The following is a 20,237-nucleotide window of genomic DNA, read 5'->3' on the forward strand; positions in this document are numbered from 1 at the left end:
CTCTCCTGCCTTGTTTAGACAGACGGAGAGGGGTTTTTGTCTTCATACAGCCAATAGCCGGAGAAGTAGCCGCTTCCAGTAAATATCCCGACAACTATCTGGATCGATCGTTATCTTTCGTCGTTACGGTACGGATCTAAGCGCTTGTTCCATGAAACGACTACTTCTTTATTCCGCCCTTGTCTTCTTACTGGGCTGCAAAAAACCCGATGATTCGCTTGGCCCGCTGGAGGGCATCTACGACGGTACGTTTCAACGCGGGGGATCGGTGCCCTGTCAGGTAACGATTACGTTTGAGCCACAAGGCCGGTATACCGGCACAGTCAACAGCGTCAGCTCCAGTGGCAGTTTGTGTCCGCTAATCAGCAAAGGCACCTTCTCGACCTCCGGGCGGGTCATCACCTTTCAGGATGAGACAACCTGGCCAACAACCGCCGACAAAAGTTTGATCCTGACCGGGGAATTTGGCACTGAAATTCGTAGTGGTAAACTCGTGCTGATAAAAAACGACGATCTCTACATACTCGCCTTTCGGTGAGATCATTATCGCGCGCAAGCGGTTTGTCACTTAATTTTTACTAAAGCAAAACAGACACATTCAGATTACTATATTCTTTATTTAGAAACTTTCATGTTTATAAAATTCCAAATCTCTCGATTTATTTTTGCATTTATGACCTGACGGAAACGGTGCGGCAGATGCCCTGTACGTTTCTGTCGCTTTCTGATCGCCGACGTTATGAGTGCTGATAATCCTTTTTTTTCGAATACAGAATCAGGTGACCGAAGCCTTGTTTACCTCTTGCAGGGTATGCTTGATGCATCGCCGGGATTCCTTTGTTACTGCGAGCCCATCTGGGAAAAAACCGGTCCGGAGCCGTCTCCTCTCGTTGATCTAGTATACAAGGTAGTCAATCAGCCACTTTGCCGGTTACTGGGTCGTTCGGTCGATCAGGTAGTGAATCAGCCGGTAAGCCACTTCCTGCCTTCTGCCAAAGCGACCGGTCTGCTTGATCATTGCGCCCAAACCCTGGCTACAAAACAAGGGCGGCAGTTCGACTTCTCGTACAATGCCGACGGCTTCAGCGGCAGGTACCGAATCGAGGCCACGCCCCTGCTGGAGGGCTTGGTGATATCGTTCAACAAACTGAGCGCACAGCCAGACGTTCAACCCGCCGACCAGCCGTCGATGCTGCAAAGTATCATCGACAATTCGCTGAGTGGGTTGATGGGCTTCGTGGCTATCCGGGACGAGCAAAACGCTATTACTGATTTCCGCATATCCTTTTTCAATCCGGCTTGTCTGGCCCTGACCGGCCTGTCGGCCAACCATTTCCGGCAGCGAACATTCCGGCAGCAGGTTCCCCCCGACCACCTCCCTGCCATCATGACGGTGCTGCATCAGGTCGTAACGCATCGACAATCGACCCGGGTCGAGTTTTTCTCGAGTCATATCAACCGATGGGTCGACATCGGTTTGTCTCCCCTCGGCGATGGGTTCCTGGCTTCCTTTATCGACATTACCGACCGTAAACAGGCCACAACCCGGCTCCAGTCCATTATTGATCAGGCGCACACGGCCGTTGCTACGCTGAAGCCCGTACGTGCTGATGAACCTGGTTCCGACATTGTTGATTTTGAAATAACTCTGGCCAACAAAGCGCTGGAAGACTACATAAAGTCGTCGGTGCCGATTGTACAGCGGTTGCTGAGCGAGTCGTTTCCTTCCTATATAACACTGGGGCTTTTTGAGCGCTACCGGCAAACGGCCGACGAGAAGGTCCGGCAACGGTTCGAGTTTCATTACAACGCCGATGGGATCGACGCCTGGGTGGATATTCAGTCGGTGCCGCTCGACGGTGAGGTACTGGTCACGTTGTCAAACCATACACTGCTGAAACAGACCCAGCTACAGTTGGAAAACAAAATCTCCGAACTGAACCTGCTGAACGAAAACCTGGAACAGTTCGTCTACACAGCTTCACACGACCTACAGGAGCCCCTCCGAAAAGTCCGGACGTTCGGTGATATGCTTCTCGATTCGTATGAACCATCCCTGGGCGAAGCGGGAACTGATCTGGTTCGGCGCATGCAGGGGGCTGTCTCCCGAATGCAGGAACTGATCCGGGGCCTGCTGGCCTACTCCCGTACGACCACCGACCGCCAGCCCCACCAGGTAGTTGACCTGAACACCATCATCGACGACGTACTTGATGACCTGGAGCCTGTGCTGACCGAAACAAAAGCCCACCTGGCCATCGATCCGCTGCCGGTCATTCAGGGTGACCCATTGCAGCTACGGCAGCTTTTTCAGAATCTGCTGGCCAACGCGGTGAAGTTCAGCCGCCCCGACGTACTACCCGACATCCACATCGACGTCCACGAAAACCAGCAAACCGACTTGCCATCGGGGCTGAATATCCCGCCCGGCGGGTTTGTCGTCATCGCCATCCGCGACAACGGTATTGGCTTTGATGCGGAACACGAAGAGCGCATTTTTGAGCTGTTCCAGCGCCTGAATAACCGCAGTCAGCACACGGGAACGGGTATCGGCCTGGCCATCTGCAAACGGGTGGTCGAAAACCACGGCGGAACGATTACGGTCCAGAGCAAGCCCGGCCAGGGTAGTACGTTCACGGTGTACCTACCCCATAGTTAGAACTGGAAGTAGATAAACTGGTTGGACGAGAACACACCGAACAGGTAGCTCACCAGCATAATCAGCGTAAACAGCACGTAGAACCGCAATGTATTGCGCGTTGGAATATAGAGGTAATAATATTCCTTGATCATCAGAAACGCGATCAGGAAAATACTGAATCCCATTTCGGTCGCATTCAGGGGTGTACTGACGGTATCATTGAACGACAACGTACCGATCCGGCCCAGAATCAGGAATGCGTCGCCAACGCTTCTGGCCCGAAAAAACACCCAGGTCAGCATGACCAGCACGAAGGTCAGCAGGAGTTGAAGCGCCTGATACAGCCGATTGCTTTCGGGGAGTTCGATACCCTGCCGCTTCAGGTACTTGTCGCGCAGACCAGCCCCAACCTGATACACGCCGTGCAGACCGCCCCAGATGACGTAGGTCCAGTTGGCGCCGTGCCACAGGCCGCTGGCCAGAAAAACCGTCAACTGGTTCAGGTTCCGGCGGGCTTCTCCTTTGCGGTTCCCGCCCAGTGGAATGTACAGATAATCACGGAACCAGGTTGACAGGGAAATGTGCCAGCGACGCCAGAAATCGGTAATCGAGCGGGCAATGTAGGGCGTCCGGAAGTTTTCCATGAGCGTAAAGCCCATCACCCGCGCGGCTCCGATGGCAATGTCGGAGTAGGCCGAAAAGTCGCAGTAAATCTGGAACGTAAAGAAGAACGTAGCAACGAGCAGCGTCAGGCCGTTGTGCTGGTCGGGGTTGTTGAACGCCGGATCGACCATCATGACCAGCCGGTCGGCGATGACCACCTTTTTAAAGAGGCCAAACGCCATTTGCATGAGGCCGGCTTTGACATTTTCGAAATCGTAGGGAAAAAACGTATGATACTGGTGCAGTACGTTCTGCGGTCGCTCGATCGGGCCAGCTACGAGCTGCGGGTAGAACATAACGTAGAGGGCGTAGATACCGAAGTGACGCTCAGCCTTCTGATTGCCCCGGTACACCTCGATGGTGTAGCTCATGGCCTGAAACGTATGAAACGACAACCCAATAGGCAGGATACTCGTGGCATTGTCCTTAAACGAACTGATACCACTTTGCCCGAATACGTGCAGCACTTTCACAAACACGCGGTCAATCACATACGTAATCTGATCGGCCAGTTCGGGCAGGTGCAGGAAGTTGAACAGCCCGGCAATATTCTCCGTTAAAAAACCCAGGTACTTAAAAAAGGCGAGAATACCGAGGTTGGAAATCAGCGAAATGATCAGTAGCCAGCGCCGGGTCTGGCCTTCCGTTCGTTCGATCAGTAGCCCGGCAATGTAGTCGATTACGATGGTCAGCAGCAGGATCAGAATATAGATCGGCTGAAATACCATGTAGAAATAACAACTGGCCAGCAGCAGCAACACCCACCTTCCCTGCCACTTCAGGCTGAAGTAGGCGAGCGTAACGACGATAAAAAAAAGAATGAACTGTAGCGAGTTGAACAGCATACGGTAAAATCAGTAAACGCGCTCGACCCGCTCCACAAAGTCCCGGTATTGCCGGGCGGGGATGAACTGCGGTTGCGTTCGGTAGGTCAATACGATGAATACCAACAGCAACGAAATCAAAAAAGCCTGTAAAATCAGAATTAGAAACGAAAACACGAGGTAGCTGGCCCAGCCCGGTACGGCCGTATTGGTAAACAACCGCAGGTACACGGCCACACCGATACCCACCGCCGACACGGCCGCCATCATGACGCAGAACAGCAGAATCCGGACGGCCGTCGTATCCATCAGGACCGACACCGCACTCAGTCCATGCATGATCAGCGAAACAAAGTTCATTTTCGACTGCCCCGCCAGCCGCCGGCCCCGTTCCAGCGGTACGGCCGTATAAGGCAGCCTTGACCGGATTACGCCCCCCGGGTAGTTGTTCCATATTTCGGATACGTGGGCCAGTTTTCGCAGCCTGGACGCCGGTATGAGGCTGAAGTTCCCAAACGTAATCACTTTGCCGGTGAGCAGCCGAAACACGCTTTTGTAGATCGTATAGAACAGCCGGAACATGAAGCTTTCGTGCCGTTTGGCGCGGTGCGCAAAGACCACGCGGCCCGGTTGGGCAACCCCCATTTCCAGCAGTTTGATAATGTCTTCAGGGCGATCCTCGCCGTCGGAGTCCATAACGATGGTCGGGTACTGCTCTGCCTGATCGGCCAGGTAGGACAGGCCAAGCGCAATGGCTTTCTGGTGGCCAACGTTCCGGAACAGTCGCAGTACCGACAACGACTGCCCAACGCCCTGCGGCAGGGTATCAAAGTCAGTAGCCGAGCAATCATCTACGATTAGAAACGCCAGCCGGTCGCGTATCGGAGTATCCACCACCGCCCGGATTCGCTCCAGGAGTAGTCCTAATGCGGGCCAATCGTTGAAAAGAGGAATGACAATATTGATACGTTCAGAATAAGGGGCCGTTTCGGTATCCAAAGTGGCTGGTGGTTATTCGCACAAAAATAAGCGATTCTCCTAAAAACCCGGCAGGGACTTGTTTCATCGGCCAATGAACCTAGTGTACGTCCACAAACTGATCTGTGTATCGGACATCGGCTTCATGGGAATTTGTTCGTACGATTCCTACACGGTAGCGCCCCGGCTCAATCATGGAAACCGGCATTGCGGCCCAGAAGCCGGGGGCCGGCCTGAAGATAGTTAATCTGGTCGGCGGGTTGGGAATTGCCGCAATCAGGTACGTCTTCCGGTCAGATTTCATGGCGAGGTATATGCATGAGTTACGCCCCGGAGCATACTGCTCCTGACCGGCACTGGTAACCGTTACGTAATCCGGAAGCGATTGGATTGTCAGCCGGAGGGGTTGCGGCCCCTGGGGATTGTTCGTAAGGAATTGCTGCTCATTGGCGGTGATTACCGGATTAGGCAGCTCATACCACCCCCGACGTTTCATCTCATCTAGTTGCTGATCAATAAAGTCAGCCAGCATTGATTGCCGTGAGCCTCCTAAACCGATCCGGTTATAACGCTGGTTAAAGGCCAGGGCCAGCTTGCTATTCTGCCAGTTAATCACTTGCTGGGTATACGTTACGTAAGAAACCACGTTCACGACCAGGGCCAAACCAAGTAACGCCGGAAACCAGCGTCGGCGTCGCTCGGGAGAGAGCTGGTTAATGAAGATAAGGTACACCGCGGCTGATAGTACCATGATGTATGCCCGGTATGAACTCCATAGCATCATTTCGAAATTGAAGCGCGTACGAAACAAGGCTACCAGCGCCGTATTCATAACCAGAAACAGCGTTACCCCCAGCAGAAAGCCATTCCAGGGCGACATCGGCTCGGTTCGTAAGACGACCAGCCGCACCGCCCAAACTATCCAGAACATAATCAGTATGGCCCCAACGACCAGCGGCAGCAGCGCCCGCTCATCGACTGCCCAGGCGGGCATGAGGTCAAACAAGCTCCCGGCATACACAAAAAAGCCGCGAACAACCTGCAGCGGATGCTGAATCAGAAACGCAAACCCTTCCTGATTTCCCTGTTGTACCGGATAGCCATAGAAATACCCAAAAACAGCCAGTGAAGCAACGCCAATCCATCCCCCCAGTCGAAGCCACTGCTTCTGCCCAACCAGCACCATCGCGCCCGCCACCCACACCAGCAAGCCGTTGCCCATGCTGAACGTACTGAACACGCCCATAATCAGGGCGATCCCGTAGCTGGTCGGCGAGTTCTGCGCCAGTGCGTACAAGGTCAGCATGATGAGCATAATGATAGCCAGATACTGGAGCGAAAACAGGGCCGTAAACGTCATCAGATACGGCTGGGGTTGAAACAGGATCAACGTAACCGGCAGCAGATAATACCAGGCAAGCCTCTGCCGACGCCCGGCAACATAAAAAAGACCTGAAATGACAATCAGTCCTAGGTTGCCGATGACCATCAGGTGGAGAAAATTGATGGAGCCCGTCAGGGTCGTATACAGTAGAACAACCAGCCGGGCGTAGAGCAACCGGTGTTCATTGTTCGGCCGGAGAATGGCTTCCCACTTCTCATGCCACGACGCTGCATTCAGAAATCGCGTCAGAAAATAGGGGATGCTTTCAAAATCGTCAAACCAGGGAATGTTTAACGAATAGTAGAAAAAAGAAGCGAAGAAAATAAAGACAGGTACTAACAGAATCAACCCTGTAGCAGGCTGTTTCAGCAAGGTTTTGTGTGGTGGTTGCATACTTTACTTAGCCGGAACCAGCAAGTAAATGTCTATGGATAGTGGAACAAACTTCATAGATTCTGCTGGACTGATAGGTAGACTAACAAAATCAGTCTGCGCGCACAACTGCGCCTACTGACCTAATAACCAGCCGCTTTTCCGTTGAGTATCAAAACTGAAACATTGAGCAATTTCTGACAACAATCCTGAATGACTACGGGGTAGCCGGCTTGCAAACTGCCGGGGCCGTTTCAAGGGGCCGGGGGCCCAGTCGTTCTTTCTGCCGGATCACTTCTTTTACGACGTAGAGCGGGCGGCCTTTGGTCTGAAAGAAAATCCGCAGTACGTACTCCCCGATCAGGCCCAGCGCGATAAGCTGCACCCCGCTGAAAAGGACAATGACGAACAGTGTTGCCGTGAAGCCCTGCGGCACGTCGCCGTAAAAATACTTTTTGATCAGCGTTTGAATCAAGTACAGAAACGCGATCGTAAAGGTGATCAACCCCAGGCGCGTCACCAGCTTGATTGGGTACTCGCTGAAGTTGAAAATACCGTTGTACGCCAGTTTCCGCAGCATCTTGAACGAATATTTCGGCGCTCCGGCTACCCGGGCATCGCGTTCGTATTCAATACCAATCTGACTAAATCCAATCCAACTGCGCATACCCCGGATAAAACGGCTTTCTTCGGGCATCTGGCTCAGTACGTCGGCCACCCGCCGGCTGATGAGCGAAAAATCCCCGCTGTCGAGCGGTATGTCAACGTATGAAATGGAGCGCATCAGCCGGTAGAACATCGAGTACGCCAGCCGTTTGAACACACCCTCCTTCCGTTTTTTCCGAATGGCATACACAACGTCGTAGCCCTCCAGGTACTTGTTGTAGAAGTCGGTTAGCAGTTCGGGGGGGTCCTGCAAATCGCCGTCGATAATAAACAGCGCTTCGGTAGCCCGGGCTGATGCGATACCGGCCGACAGGGCAATCTGATGGCCGTAGTTACGGGACAGGAAAACGCAGTGGTACCGCGCATCGACAAGAGCCACCTGCTGCATCAGGGCGGCCGTATTGTCACGACTGCCATCGTCGATCAGTACCACCTCGATACGAAGTGGCGACGCATCCATGACGGCATTGAGTCGGGCAACGAGGTGCGGAAACGATTCGCGTTCGTTATACAGCGGGGCAACAATTGAGATCTGCGGCTCAGACAAGGTAGTAAGGAATGAAACGGTTCCTACGGGCAAAAGTACGCGTTTTTTTACTATGGCACAGTAATGGTCTGTTTGCCGAACCGAACCGGCTGGGTATTTCCGGGCAGAATCAGCATACCGATCCGATACGTTCCCGGGTGCAGCATCCCCCGAATGACTTCGGCCCGCAGGCCCGGTACAGGGCGATTCAGGAAGAATGGGCCTGGCGCAAAATAGGACTCTGTTGGAAACAGAAACGTCCACCGGTCGGAGACGGCGACTACATAAGCCTGCCGGGTTGCGGCCGGGGGCGACCAGTTTGGTGTCTGCACTACGGTGCTGTACTCATTGTCGATACGTTCCAGTTTCAGGAGCGGATCGGGCGGCAGCGTCCGGGTAGCGGGTCGCAGCACCGGTTCAAACAGCGTAGCTATCTCGGCCGGATAGGTATACATTCCCCGTTTTATCGTCTCATTGATCACCTGCCGGGCCATGTCGGCAAACGGCGTTCCCGGCGTTGCACCCAGCCCCACCTGGTTGTGCTGTTGATCGAAGGCAAAACTGAGCAGCATCTGCCGGCGCTGGGACACTTTAGGCCAGTGTCGCATATAGGAAACACCCCACACCAGTATGCTCAGGACCATTCCGACCCGGAACCACTGCGTCACGGTCCTGCCGACCCGGAACTCGCTCAGGCCATTGAGGTACAGCAACACGACCAGCACAGCCGGGTACAGCATGTAGTTGCTCACCAGCATGACACTGTAGCCAAAGCGAGGTCGTAAGAATGCAACAATCACGGCGTTGACCATCAGAAACGCGTAGCAGCCGGTGAAGAAATACCGTCGTTTCTGCAACGCATCTTCGGTGCGCCCAACCGACGACCAGCCCGAACTCCCCGACCGCCGGAACGAAATGGTTTCCCAGTTCATCTGCCACAAAAACCAGAGCATCGTCGGAATCACGACCAGCCCGGCCAGCGTTGGCAGTACGCTACGCCAGAAGATGCTGTATTTTGGAAAAAAATCGAACAACGCCCCGGTGAACGTAAAGAAACCGGAGAACACCAGATACGGGTACTTCAGGAAAAACGAGAAGCTGGTTTCGTTACCCTGTGGGCTGCTGAAATCGTGGAAGTAAAAAATGATCGTAGCGATACCGATAGCCAGCCAGACGCCCAGTCGACGCCAGTGCTGCTGCAACGTCAGCACAACGGCCCCCGCAACCCAGCCAAACAGGCCGTTGCTCATCGATAGCGACGCCAGCAGTTGCAGCACCGTAGCACCCGCAAACCGTTCCCGACCCCGCCCCGCCAACAGGTAAATAGCCGAAAACGTCAGAAAAACGACCACCTGGTGCTGCAAGCCTGTGATGGCCCAGATGCTGGTCAGGTAGTGCTGGGGCTGAAGCAGCAGGAACGGAACCGGCGCAAAAGCCAGCAAAGGCAGTTTGATCGATCGGAATACCCGATAAAACAGCCCCAGAATCCCAAGCAGGAAACCAAATGCGATGAAAATCAACCACCGGAAGTTCACCTCGCCGGTCAGGTCATACATACCGAGCGTAATGAGCTTGGCAATGAGGATGCGGTGTTCGTTATTGGGCCGCAGGAGCCAGTCGAGCTTTTCGGCTGTTGTGCGGGCATCGGTGTAGCCAACAATGAAGTTCAGAAACGCATCCAGGTCGTCCATCCAGGGCACATTGACCGTATAGGTCAGCAGGAGTGCCACAAAACAGACCAGTGGTATGGCCACCAGCAGCGAAGCAGCCCGGCGCAACAGGCTGGGGGCAACGGCTTTGGTTGGTAAAACAGATAACTGCTCCATATCGGAATGTCAACTACTGGAAACCGTTGCACACCGTAGCATCCTTACGAAAATAGCTACAGTCGGGCAGCCGGTCTCTGATGTCAATGATTTATTGCGTCAGCCCTTCGCGTTCGGTGTTGGCTTTCAGCACAATGGTTTTCTTATGGTAGTAATCAGCCCAGCATCGGTTCCAGAGGTGCTCCGGATTGTCTTTCACGTCTTCCAGAAACATGGATGCTGGATAAACGGGCAGCGGTGCCAGAACAGCCTGAGAATCGCCGGACGTAGTCAGCTGCTCATAGCGCTGCTGCATGGCCCGGTCATACGCCTGCGGCCGGCCGTTCCAAAGGTCTTCGTATACCATGTGCACCACCGGTCCAAACCAGACCGTTAGGGTCACCCACACCGCAATACCGACCAGTGCCGGTTTGGCATAGGGCTGCCACAGCGCTGGCTGGAAACGTGGACGCAGCCGGGCTACCCAGAGCGTCAGGTTATAACCCCAGCTTAGCCAGAACACCAGATTGATGATATTGACCAGACGCGGCACGGGCGCAATACCGACCCCGTAGAAATGCAGCGAGATCAGTACCAGTACCGTTGCTCCGCCATGCAGCAGGGCCAGCAGAGGATGGATACGCAGGTAAGCGGGTAATGGCTGGGCCGTCAGGCGGTAGGCGATTGGCAGATACAGCAGCGACATCGGCAGCAACGGTGTCGCGAATAGCTGGCGGGTCACGTAGCCGACCGCGTAGCGAAGAGACGACGTCAGGGTAAGCGAAATGTTGCTGCTGTTTGCGTTCGACCCCATCCGAACGGCATTTCCGGGGGCCGTAATGAGGTAATAGCACCCAACGGCTGAAACGATCAGCAACACCAGCATCGTCGCCGACAGCCGACGTTGTTGAATCAGTTCACCCAGCGCAAGCAGGCCCAGCAACGACATCACCATAACCATGCTGGTTTCGCTCGACCCGATAATGCCCGTGATCAGCAACGCTTCCGTCACGATGTACTTTGCCTGTAGCCGGAATCCCTGCCGCCCGTGTGCCAGCAGTGTAGCCAGCAGAAACAGGAACAGCACGCACGACAGACTATAGCAGGCCATACCGGCATACCAGTATAAAAACTCCGCCAGACCAGCCAGCATAGCTGCAAACCCAATGAACAGCCCGGCCGCAAACGTCACTTTTGTCCGGGTATCGAAACCGTATAGCCACTGGCTCGCCAGCGCATAGACACTGGCGATCAACAGGGCCAGCAGAACAAGCGGGTAGATTTTATAGCCGCCATACCAGCCAATGGTCAGCGGGCTCGAATGCACAATGAAGTTGTGAAAGAACCGCCCGCTCCATCCGTCGTAGTAAAACTGCTGAGCCTGCCAGAAGCCATACTGCATGGCCGTATTGGCAAAACAGTAATCGTCGGCGGGTGATGGATGGTTGTAAAACGATAGTACGGCCAGTGGAATCGCCACCAGCAAAGCAACACTCAAGAGTAAAAACGTAGCGAAACGCGACGACGTAGATGATATCATGCCGGAAGAACTAAGTCGATGTAGGCAGTTGAACCTGAGTTTTGCGCGTAGACCGGTTCAGAAACGGGTACGCCAGCACGGCTGCCAGAATAACCAGCGTACCAACGTAGAACCCCGGGGTCATGCGCTCCGCACTGCCGAAAATCAGCACAGCCAGCAAAATTCCATACACCGGCTCCAAATTTACGGTTAAGACGGCCATGTACGGCGAAAACTTACGCAATAGCCGAATACCGATTGTGTAGGCGTATACCGTACAGACAAACGACAGGATCGCCAGCCACAGCCAGTGATACGCCGAAACCGGTACCAGCGGCCCCTCCAACTGCCCAAGTCCGATGAGCAGCCCGACGAACACCGCCGAGGTCAGAAACGCCCCACTCATTTCGTAAAAAGAGATTACCAGTGCATTATGCCGCTGGGTGAACCGGCTGTTGATGATGGTAAACAGCGACGAAAGCATCGCCGAGAGTACGGCCACCAGCAGTCCGGCTATCTTGTCAAATTCAAACCGAAAAATCAGGTACAGACCACACATGACCACCGCCCCCAGAAAAACTTCGACGGAGCGTATTCGCCGACGGAGCAACAGCGGTTCCAGCAAACTCGCCCAGAGAGAGCTGGTGGCCATTCCGGCCAGGCAGACCGATACGTTGGCGATGCGGGCCGCGGCAAAAAACGCGATCCAGTGGAGGGCAATCAGCCCCCCCGTTGCCAGTAACCGCAGGCGTTCGCCGGGAGCTATCTGAACGGACTGATTTCGAAAATAAAGCACCAGCGCCATTCCACCGGCCGCCAGCAACGTACGGTACAGCACCACCACTGGCGACGACAGTGGCTCCAGAAACTTGCCCAGAATGGCCGTGAAGCCCCAGATTACCACGATAAAGTGAAGTTGCAGGTAATCGGCAAGTGTTGGTTTTGTCATAATGGATGTGATCGCGCTGAAGGTCCTCGATTACACAAGGCAACATCCGCCCGGCTACGTGTAATTCGTGGCATTATATTTCAGTTCATCGGGGGATTGTCTTGTACAGCAACACTCCGATGCCCGCAAAAATAAGGTTTGGCAGCCAGACCGCCAGCACGGGATTCAGATTACCGGCTTCGGCGATACCCTTGGCCAGCATGAAAAACAGCAGGTACGTGAACGCCAGCATGAAACCCAGCGCTACCTGCCAGCCTACCCCCCGCCGGGTTTTACGGGCCGACATAATGACGCCGATCACCGTCAGGATGATAATGGCAAAGGGTCGGGTGTCGCGGGCATATTTTTCGAGCAGGTACGTTTCCACACCATCGGCCCCCCGGCTTTGCAGCAGTTCAATATGCCGGTTGAGTTCGGGCCGCGTAAAGGTTTCGTAGAGGTTGAAGTCGCTGCCGAAGTCGTCGGGTTTCAGGTTCAGGGTGGTATCCATGCGGGTGCCAGGCGTCAGGGTTTCGCGCTGACCGTCAATGTTCCGCACTTTGTAGTCGTAGACCGCCCACTTCTTTTTCTTGGCATCCCACTCAATCCGGTCAGCCGACAACTTCTGCTTAAGCTGGTTACCCTCGATTTTCTCCAGGGTAAACTTATAGCCGGTGTTGCTCGAGTTGTTATAGCTCTCCAGGTACGCATACACATCCGGCGCAATCTTAAGGTGTACGTTGCGGCCAGAATACGTATAGGCGTCGTTGATGTACTGTACTTCAAACGCGATTCGGGTCTTGTTGGCCCTCGGAATCACGTAGTTGACCAGAAAGAACGTCAGCACCGCCAGCACCGACGCCCCAACAACGTAGGGAAACAGCAACCGCATGAAACTGATGCCGCTGCTCAGCATGGCAATGATTTCGGTCCGGGCCGCCAGCCGCGAAGTGAGGAACACCGTGGCAATGAAAACCATCAGCGGACTGATGTAGTTGGCCCAGTACGGAACAAAATTCAGGTAGTATTCCCCCAGAATTTTATCAGTCGGGGCATTGTGGTGGTGAAAGTTATCCACCTTCTCGGTGTAGTCGATTACCACGACCACCAGTACGATAACCAGCACCACGAAGATGTACGTCTGCAGGAATCGTTTGAGTATATACCAGTCTAATAATTTCATACATCGATCGACCCGTTTGGGGGTCGGTTAGCGAGTTAAACAGCCCGGATCGCAGGTAGAGCCTTAACCGGCCGGTTGATTAACCAATAAATTTTTAGCCACTTCGTAGCTGATAAACACCGTCCGATCCCCCACCAGTTGTACCAGCACCGATCGGTCGAAGGTGTTAACTTCCTGAACGACTACCGTACAGCCCAGCGTCAGGTTCGACCGGTCGAGATGTTGCAGAAACTCCGTCGAATGTTCGAGCACTCCCATCAGTTGAACAGGTTCGCCCACCACCACTTCCGACAACTTCTGATAGCCCGTTACCGGCATCTGCCCCGCCGGTGTCGGGATTGGGTCACCGTGCGGGTCGAACTGCGGGTGGCCCAGAAACGTATCGAGTCGCTCCACCAGTTCCTCCGACCGGATGTGCTCCAGCTCTTCGGCCATTTCGTGCACCTGGTCCCACCGGAAGCCCAGCTTATCGACCAGAAACACTTCCCACAACCGATGCCGCCGGATAATCTGTAGCGCCAGTCGCTCCCCTTCTTCCGTCAGCCGGACACCCTGGTATTTTTTGTAATGGATCAGTTGTTTATCAGCCAGTTTACGCAACATATCCGTCACCGAAGCCGCTTTGGTAGCCGTCATTTCGGCCAGCGCATTCGTACTTACTTCGCCCTGCTGTCGATTAGCGAGGTAGTAGATGGTCTTTAGATAGTTTTCTTCGGTGAATGACTGCATAAGTACTGTCTGCCTTCAAAAACGACAGAAAACGGTAAAACAGTTTTCCCACAAAGGTAGTTTTTATGTTAAACTTTCTAAAAATTTAGACTTGTCTAAATTTTTATTTTAACAATCCTTATCTTTGATCCCTGAGAAATTAGGTAGCAGATACGGCACATTAAATCCGGAGCGGGTAGATGTCCACGGTCTTTCGTCGACACTCGGGCCTTCAACATTCGATATCAGTATGAATACAACAAATACGTTCATGAAAGGCTGGCGACAGGACAACGCATCCCAATCGCTGCCGGACGTCCATAGTACCATAAAAGTACCCCGTAACAGCGGCTTCTTCCGCACCCTGATGGCCTACGTGGGCCCCGGACTCATGGTAGCCGTCGGCTACATGGACCCTGGCAACTGGGCTACCGACATTGCCGGGGGCGCTCAGTTTGGTTACCGGCTGCTGTCTGTCATTCTGATCTCCAATTTATTTGCCATCCTGCTTCAGCATCTGTCCTTAAAACTCGGCATCGCCACGGGCCGCGACCTGGCCCAGGCCTGCCGCGACCACTACAGCCGTCCGGTGTCGATTGGGTTGTGGCTGCTGGCCGAGATCGCCATTGCGGCTACCGACCTGGCCGAAGTAATTGGTTCGGCTATTGCTCTGAATCTGCTGTTTGGCCTGCCGCTGCCGATTGGTATCAGTATCACCGCCCTCGATGTCATGCTACTGCTCTATTTGCAGCACAAGGGCTTCCGGGTGATCGAAAGCATCGTAGCCAGCCTGATTTTGATTATTCTGCTGTGTTTTGGTTACGAGCTGATCGTTTCCCAGCCGTCTGTTAGTGCCATTGCCGGGGGGCTGCTGCCCCGTGTGGAGATAGTCACGAACCCCAGTATGCTCTACATCGCCATCGGGATTCTGGGTGCTACGGTGATGCCGCACAACCTGTACCTCCATTCCAGCATTGTACAGACCCGCGACTACGACCGCACGGACACCGGACGGCAATCGGCCATTCGGTTCGCCACCATCGACTCGACGGTTTCGCTGTTTCTGGCCTTTTTCATCAATGCGGCCATCCTGATTCTGTCGGCGGCTACGTTTCACTTCTCGGGCAATCAGCACGTGGCCGATATTACGGACGCTCATCAACTGCTTAACCCAATTCTGGGGGTTCAACTGGCGGGTATTCTCTTTGCGGTTGCGCTACTGGCTTCGGGGCAAAACTCGACGCTGACGGGTACGCTGGCGGGGCAAATTGTGATGGAAGGGTTTCTGAACCTGCGGCTGAAGCCGTGGGTACGCCGACTCATTACGCGGCTGCTCGCCATCGTCCCGGCCCTGATTGTTGCTCTGCTGTACGGCGAAAAAGGAACCGCCGAGCTACTGGTGCTGAGCCAGGTTATACTGTCGTTGCAGTTGAGCTTTGCCGTGGTACCGCTGGTACAATTTACGGGCGACAAGCTTAAGATGGGCCGCTTTGTGAATCCACGGTGGATGAATGCCATTGCGTGGGCGATCGCCACGGTGATAATCGGCCTGAACGGCTACCTGCTCTGGAATACGCTGCTCTAACGACTGCCTGTTCCGGTGAGGTGTACAATCGCCGACATGAGTGAATTGAAGCCGGCCAGCGTGGTCGGCTTTGTTATAAATTCGTTTGCGCCCATCGCATAACAGTAATCACGGTCTTCGTTTGCCGACGACGTAGTGAGCACAAGCACCGGAACCTGTCGGAAGTGATCGGTAGCCTTGATCTGCTTCAGTACGTCCCGACCATGCACCAGCGGTAGGTTGAGGTCCATCACAATAATATCGGGCTGGCTTGGCGACGTAGCCAGATACGGCGCAATTTCGTCTCCCTGCATAATGACGTTCAGTTCACAGGCGACGGCGTTGGTTTGAAGCGCGTATTGAAACAGGTCCACATCATCCTGATCATCTTCGATCAGTAAAATCTGAATTTCGTCGCTCATGGTTATATGGTGGAAGGTAACTATCTGTCAAAGATAAGGATAGCCCTACAAAGCACCTTATTATTTATTGATTATTCGGTACAAACGGTTCATTGTGTTCTCATCAGCCATAGCCAATGGCCTCAGGGGATTACGTACGCTGCCGGAACGAACCACACGTATCAGATGCCTGTTGCCGGCCGGGCCGTATCAGGAAATATTGCCTTGCAGCACAGCTTACTCCCTATTCAGCGCGGGGTAAACCAGAACCGCCGGCTTATTAACTGATCAGGATGCACCATAACACAACGCCCGTTGTTTCGGTTGATCAGATGATGCGATACCAACCGGGTTAGTAATCAGAGCCAATTAGATAAGGTGATAATGACTTTGGCTACGTCCGGGTAGCCAGCCGTACAGCATTGGCGTCTACAATGTCACTGCGATGAAATTTTCGGTATTTTTCGGCGGCTCCTTACTACGACGTTCGGCGGCACGGGTATTGGGCTCGTCATTGGTAAGAAAACTGTTCACGGCCCGGTCTGGACGGTAAATTTAACGGGACATTTACGTGGCCCTGCCGGTACAGCACAGCAGGCGTATTAAGTATGACATCGATTGACTGGTCGTCCGTATTCGCTTACGGACTGTTATTTCTGGCCGCGCTGGGCGGGGGTGCCATGAACGCCGTTGCCGGGGGCGGTACCTTCCTGACGTTTCCATCCCTGACATTTTCGGGCTTATCGCTACTGTCGGCCAACGCCACCAGCACCGTAGCACTCTGGCCCGGTACTGTTTCGAGCGCTATCACGCTGCGGCAGCAATGGGGAGCCTACCGAAACCGACTCACCAGCTATCTGCTGATCAGCCTGCTCGGCGGACTGGCCGGTTCCCTGCTTCTGCTTCGGCTTTCGTCCGACACGCTGGGCGAGGTTTTTCCGTATCTGCTGCTTACGGCCACACTGCTGTTTGCGTTCAAGTCGCGGCTGGAGAAGCAACAAACCGCCGAACGCCCGGCTCCCGGCTGGCTCCAGACACTGGTTCTGTTACTGGTGTCCATTTACGGCGGATTTTTCGGCGGGGGCATGGGCATCATGATGATGGCTACGTTCAGTCTGCTGGGCATGACCGACGTCCGCAATGCCAATGCCCTGAAAGTCCTGCTGACCGTCGTCGTGAACGGCATTTCGGTCGTTACGTTCATCGTGGCCGATGTGATCGTCTGGCCGTCGGCCCTGGTTATGATCGGGGGGGCTATTCTGGGTGGGTACGCCGGGGCCGTTTACGCCAAACGGGTATCACCCCAGCGGCTGCGGATCATTATCGTAAGCATCGGCCTGATCCTGACGGTGTATTTCTTCCTGCGTGCGTAATTATTCGTTTTCCGGCACCGTCAGGGCTTGACTCGCTTCGTAGCGCATGGTAGCAGCAGCCAGTCGCTGTTCAAGCCGGTGGCGAAGGCGGGCCGGTGCCAGCACCACCATTCCATCCCCGAAGCCCAGCACCTCGCGCTCCAGTTCGAAGTTCAACTGGACTTTCAGTTCGATCACAACACCATCGTCACGTCGTTCAACAACCTGCTGCGACGCATGTAAAGGTTTGGTCTCTACATAGGGGGCCTGTTCCAGCGCTACCCAGATCAGTACCCGGCATGCCCGCATGGTCGTGCTAACCGTCACCCCGATCACATCCCGGTAGAACACATCAGGATCGATGCCCGGATTAGGGCGATACGTCACCTCGTCGGCCAGTTGTACAGCCTGCATGCGATCCAGCGCCAGATTGACAACCTCGAATTGTTTTTCCCGAACGCCCACGGCGAACCAGCGGTTTTTATACTCTTTCAGCCACCAGATTTGGAAACAGAATTGGCTAGGATTACGAGCCTGAAAGGCTTGATACATAATCTTCACCGGCTTCTGCTGCACGACCGCCTGGTAGAGCATGTCGAGGTAAACTAACCCTTTCAGGTTCTCATTTTTCTCGAAATCAATGACAGATTGGTTGTTCGTGGCCGCCGAGTACACGTGCGCTTCGAGTTTCTGCACTACTTCGTTCAGTTGCTCAAAATGCGAGAAGCCTTTGAATTGCCTTAATACCTCAACGGCCGCGCTCATCCGGCCGAGGTCCTGCCCCGTCAGTGGGATCTGCGTGATGCTGTAGCCGGGATCTTCGTAGGCGTAATACTTTTTGCCAATCACCACGATGGGCGCATTGTACCCCAGCTTATCGCTGCGCATCATCTGAATGTCGGCCTGGATCGTTCGGCGACTGATGCCTTTCACAATCCCCTCGTATTCGTAGAGGGCTTCCGACACTTTTTCGATCAGATCATCGAGCGTCCATTTCCGGTACCGGTTTGTCAGGCAAGTATCAATGGCACGGTAACGAATCAGGGCGTTGCGGTTGGCGGGCATGGAGGGCGCAAAATTTTTTAGAAAAATCTTGAAAATTTTTCAACTGCGCAAAAAGGCTGCGCAGGAGGGCTAAACCTTTGTATCGTCAAGGTTGACACAAACGCCAAAGACCATGAAATTCAACATCCGCAACCAGAACAAAACGGTAAACTATGAGGGCGCTCAAGCCTTCACGTTGACTCCTGAGATGGAGCTTTACGCGGCTGTCGTTACGACTATGTTGAATGACAGCCACTACGAAAAGACAGATAGCCGACTAATTCGCATCAGGGAGTTGATCGGTCAGGTCAATCCGGCGTTTGTGGCTAAGCTGGCAGTGTACGTTCGTAAAAAAATGTATTTGCGCACAGCTCCGGTTATGCTCGTCGGCGAACTGGCCAAGGTTCACAACGGTAATAAGCTGGTCGGTAACGCCATCGGCCGGGTCGTACAACGCCCGGACGAAATCACGGAGCTGCTGGCCTATTACCAATTGACCAACGAGCGCACCGGCACGAAAAAGCTGAACCGCGTTTCGAAACAGGTGCAGAAAGGCCTGGCAACAGCCTTCAACAAGTTTGACGAGTACCAGTTCGCCAAGTATAACCGCGACACGGCCGTGAAGCTCCGCGATGCGTTATTTCTCGTCCATCCAAAAGCAAAAGACGAAACCCAACAAGCCGTTTTCAACAAGCTTGTCAGCGGTTCGCTGGCAACACCATACACCTGGGAAACCGAGTTGAGTGCATTGGGGCAAACCAAGTTTGCAACCGACTCGGAAAAAGAGGCTGCCGTCCGGGCGAAATGGGAAGCGTTGATCGACAGCGGCAAAATGGGCTACATGGCTACCTTGCGGAACCTTCGTAACCTATTGGAAGCTGGCATCAGCGCGGTTCATGTCGAAAAAGTATGCGCGCTGCTGGCCAACGAAAAAGCCGTCCGAAATGCCAGGCAGTTGCCGTTTCGATTCCTGGCGGCCTACCGCGAACTGACGCTGTTGAAACTAGGGCACGTTCCGATGGTGCTGGAGGCACTGGAAGACGCAGTCTATGCCAGCACGGCTAATCTGCGCGGTTTTGGAGCCGATACCCGTGTGGTTGTAGCCTGCGACGTATCAGGATCGATGCAGCAGGTAGTTTCACCGAAAAGTAAAGTGATGCTCTACGACATTGGTTTACTCCTTGGTATGTTGCTGCAATCGAGATGCAGGCATGTGCTGAGCGGTATGTTCGGCGACAAGTGGAAAACGATCAGCCTGCCGACGAAACACGTACTGACCAATGTGAGCGAGTTCTACCAGCGCCAGGGTGAGGTTGGTTATTCAACCAACGGCTACCTCGTGCTCGACGACCTGATCAAGCGCCGATACGTAGCCGACAAGGTGATGTTTTTTACCGACTGCCAGATGTGGGACAGCGCAACCAGGAACCAGGTAGCTACGAATACCCTGGCTGCCAAGTGGACAAAGTACAAGCAGATTGCGCCCAATGCGAAATTATATCTGTTTGACTTAGCCGGCTATGGACAAGCACCATTGCGAGCAGAGAACAACGACGTTTATCTGATCGCGGGTTGGTCAGACAAAATATTTGACGTATTGCAAGCCCTCGAAGAAGGGCAAACGACGCTGAGCCTGATTAACGAAATCGCGCTCTGACAACTAACAGGATGTCGTAGGG

Annotated in this window: 16 protein-coding genes; 5 read left to right on the forward strand and 11 right to left on the reverse strand. The window is 54.0% G+C overall.

Annotated features, from left to right (window positions below; genetic code table 11):
* Nucleotides 1-151 precede the first annotated feature (151 nt).
* Both BN8_RS14625 and BN8_RS31755 read left to right on the forward strand, forming a co-directional pair.
* Nucleotides 152-538, forward strand: coding sequence for a hypothetical protein (locus tag BN8_RS14625; protein ID WP_009282679.1), 387 nt, complete (start codon nt 152-154; stop codon nt 536-538).
* A gap of 273 nt (nt 539-811) precedes the next feature.
* Nucleotides 812-2,659 carry a sensor histidine kinase gene (locus BN8_RS31755; protein WP_051041050.1) on the forward strand — a complete coding sequence of 616 codons (1,848 nt, stop codon included), beginning with the start codon at nt 812-814 and terminating at the stop codon, nt 2,657-2,659.
* Here BN8_RS31755 and BN8_RS14635 read toward each other — a convergent pair.
* The 9 genes from BN8_RS14635 to BN8_RS14675 form a co-directional block, all read right to left on the reverse strand.
* Nucleotides 2,656-4,149 carry an MBOAT family O-acyltransferase gene (locus BN8_RS14635; protein WP_009282681.1) on the reverse strand — a complete coding sequence of 498 codons (1,494 nt, stop codon included), beginning with the start codon at nt 4,147-4,149 and terminating at the stop codon, nt 2,656-2,658. The two genes, BN8_RS31755 and BN8_RS14635, sit on opposite strands and share 4 nt — an antisense overlap.
* Before the next feature lie 9 nt (nt 4,150-4,158).
* The gene (locus tag BN8_RS14640) at nt 4,159-5,127 is read right to left on the reverse strand and encodes a glycosyltransferase (RefSeq protein ID WP_083882498.1); all 969 of its coding nucleotides are present in this window, start codon (nt 5,125-5,127) and stop codon (nt 4,159-4,161) included.
* Between the two features lie 79 nt (nt 5,128-5,206).
* Nucleotides 5,207-6,883: a hypothetical protein gene (locus BN8_RS14645; protein WP_009282683.1), complete on the reverse strand. Its 1,677-nt coding sequence runs from the start codon at nt 6,881-6,883 to the stop codon at nt 5,207-5,209.
* Nucleotides 6,884-7,079: 196 nt separating this feature from the next.
* A complete protein-coding gene (locus BN8_RS14650) occupies nt 7,080-8,075 on the reverse strand; it encodes a glycosyltransferase family 2 protein (protein WP_040005826.1) in 996 nt (331 codons plus the stop codon).
* Between the two features lie 50 nt (nt 8,076-8,125).
* Complete coding sequence (locus BN8_RS32885) at nt 8,126-9,880, reverse strand: hypothetical protein (protein WP_009282685.1); 1,755 nt, start codon at nt 9,878-9,880, stop codon at nt 8,126-8,128.
* A 91-nt stretch (nt 9,881-9,971) separates the two neighbouring features.
* The gene (locus BN8_RS14660) at nt 9,972-11,399 is read right to left on the reverse strand and encodes a DUF6056 family protein (RefSeq protein WP_009282686.1); all 1,428 of its coding nucleotides are present in this window, start codon (nt 11,397-11,399) and stop codon (nt 9,972-9,974) included.
* Nucleotides 11,400-11,409: 10 nt separating this feature from the next.
* On the reverse strand, nt 11,410-12,327 hold the full coding sequence (locus BN8_RS14665; protein WP_009282687.1) for a DMT family transporter: 918 nt from the start codon (nt 12,325-12,327) through the stop codon (nt 11,410-11,412).
* A gap of 85 nt (nt 12,328-12,412) precedes the next feature.
* A complete protein-coding gene (locus BN8_RS14670; protein ID WP_009282688.1) occupies nt 12,413-13,489 on the reverse strand; it encodes an LptF/LptG family permease in 1,077 nt (358 codons plus the stop codon).
* 63 nt (nt 13,490-13,552) lie between these two features.
* Complete coding sequence (locus tag BN8_RS14675) at nt 13,553-14,218, reverse strand: metal-dependent transcriptional regulator (protein ID WP_009282689.1); 666 nt, start codon at nt 14,216-14,218, stop codon at nt 13,553-13,555.
* 229 nt (nt 14,219-14,447) lie between these two features.
* Between BN8_RS14675 and BN8_RS14680 the strand changes: the two genes are divergently transcribed.
* On the forward strand, nt 14,448-15,782 hold the full coding sequence (locus tag BN8_RS14680; RefSeq protein WP_009282690.1) for an Nramp family divalent metal transporter: 1,335 nt from the start codon (nt 14,448-14,450) through the stop codon (nt 15,780-15,782).
* Here BN8_RS14680 and BN8_RS14685 read toward each other — a convergent pair.
* Entirely contained in the window at nt 15,779-16,183 is a 405-nt protein-coding gene (locus tag BN8_RS14685) for a response regulator (protein ID WP_009282691.1), read from the reverse strand. The two genes, BN8_RS14680 and BN8_RS14685, sit on opposite strands and share 4 nt — an antisense overlap.
* Nucleotides 16,184-16,770: 587 nt before the next feature.
* Between BN8_RS14685 and BN8_RS14695 the strand changes: the two genes are divergently transcribed.
* Nucleotides 16,771-17,535 carry a sulfite exporter TauE/SafE family protein gene (locus BN8_RS14695; protein WP_009282693.1) on the forward strand — a complete coding sequence of 255 codons (765 nt, stop codon included), beginning with the start codon at nt 16,771-16,773 and terminating at the stop codon, nt 17,533-17,535.
* Here BN8_RS14695 and BN8_RS14700 read toward each other — a convergent pair whose 3' ends face one another.
* Nucleotides 17,536-18,579 (reverse strand): helix-turn-helix transcriptional regulator, encoded by a 1,044-nt coding sequence (locus BN8_RS14700; RefSeq protein WP_009282694.1) that lies wholly within the window; start codon nt 18,577-18,579, stop codon nt 17,536-17,538. It lies immediately after the preceding gene.
* 112 nt (nt 18,580-18,691) lie between these two features.
* Here BN8_RS14700 and BN8_RS14705 point away from each other — a divergent pair, with 112 nt between their 5' ends.
* The gene (locus tag BN8_RS14705; RefSeq protein ID WP_009282695.1) at nt 18,692-20,215 is read left to right on the forward strand and encodes a TROVE domain-containing protein; all 1,524 of its coding nucleotides are present in this window, start codon (nt 18,692-18,694) and stop codon (nt 20,213-20,215) included.
* Nucleotides 20,216-20,237 lie beyond the last annotated feature (22 nt).

Source organism: Fibrisoma limi BUZ 3, assembly GCF_000296815.2.
Taxonomy (GTDB): Bacteria; Bacteroidota; Bacteroidia; order Cytophagales; family Spirosomataceae; genus Fibrisoma; species Fibrisoma limi.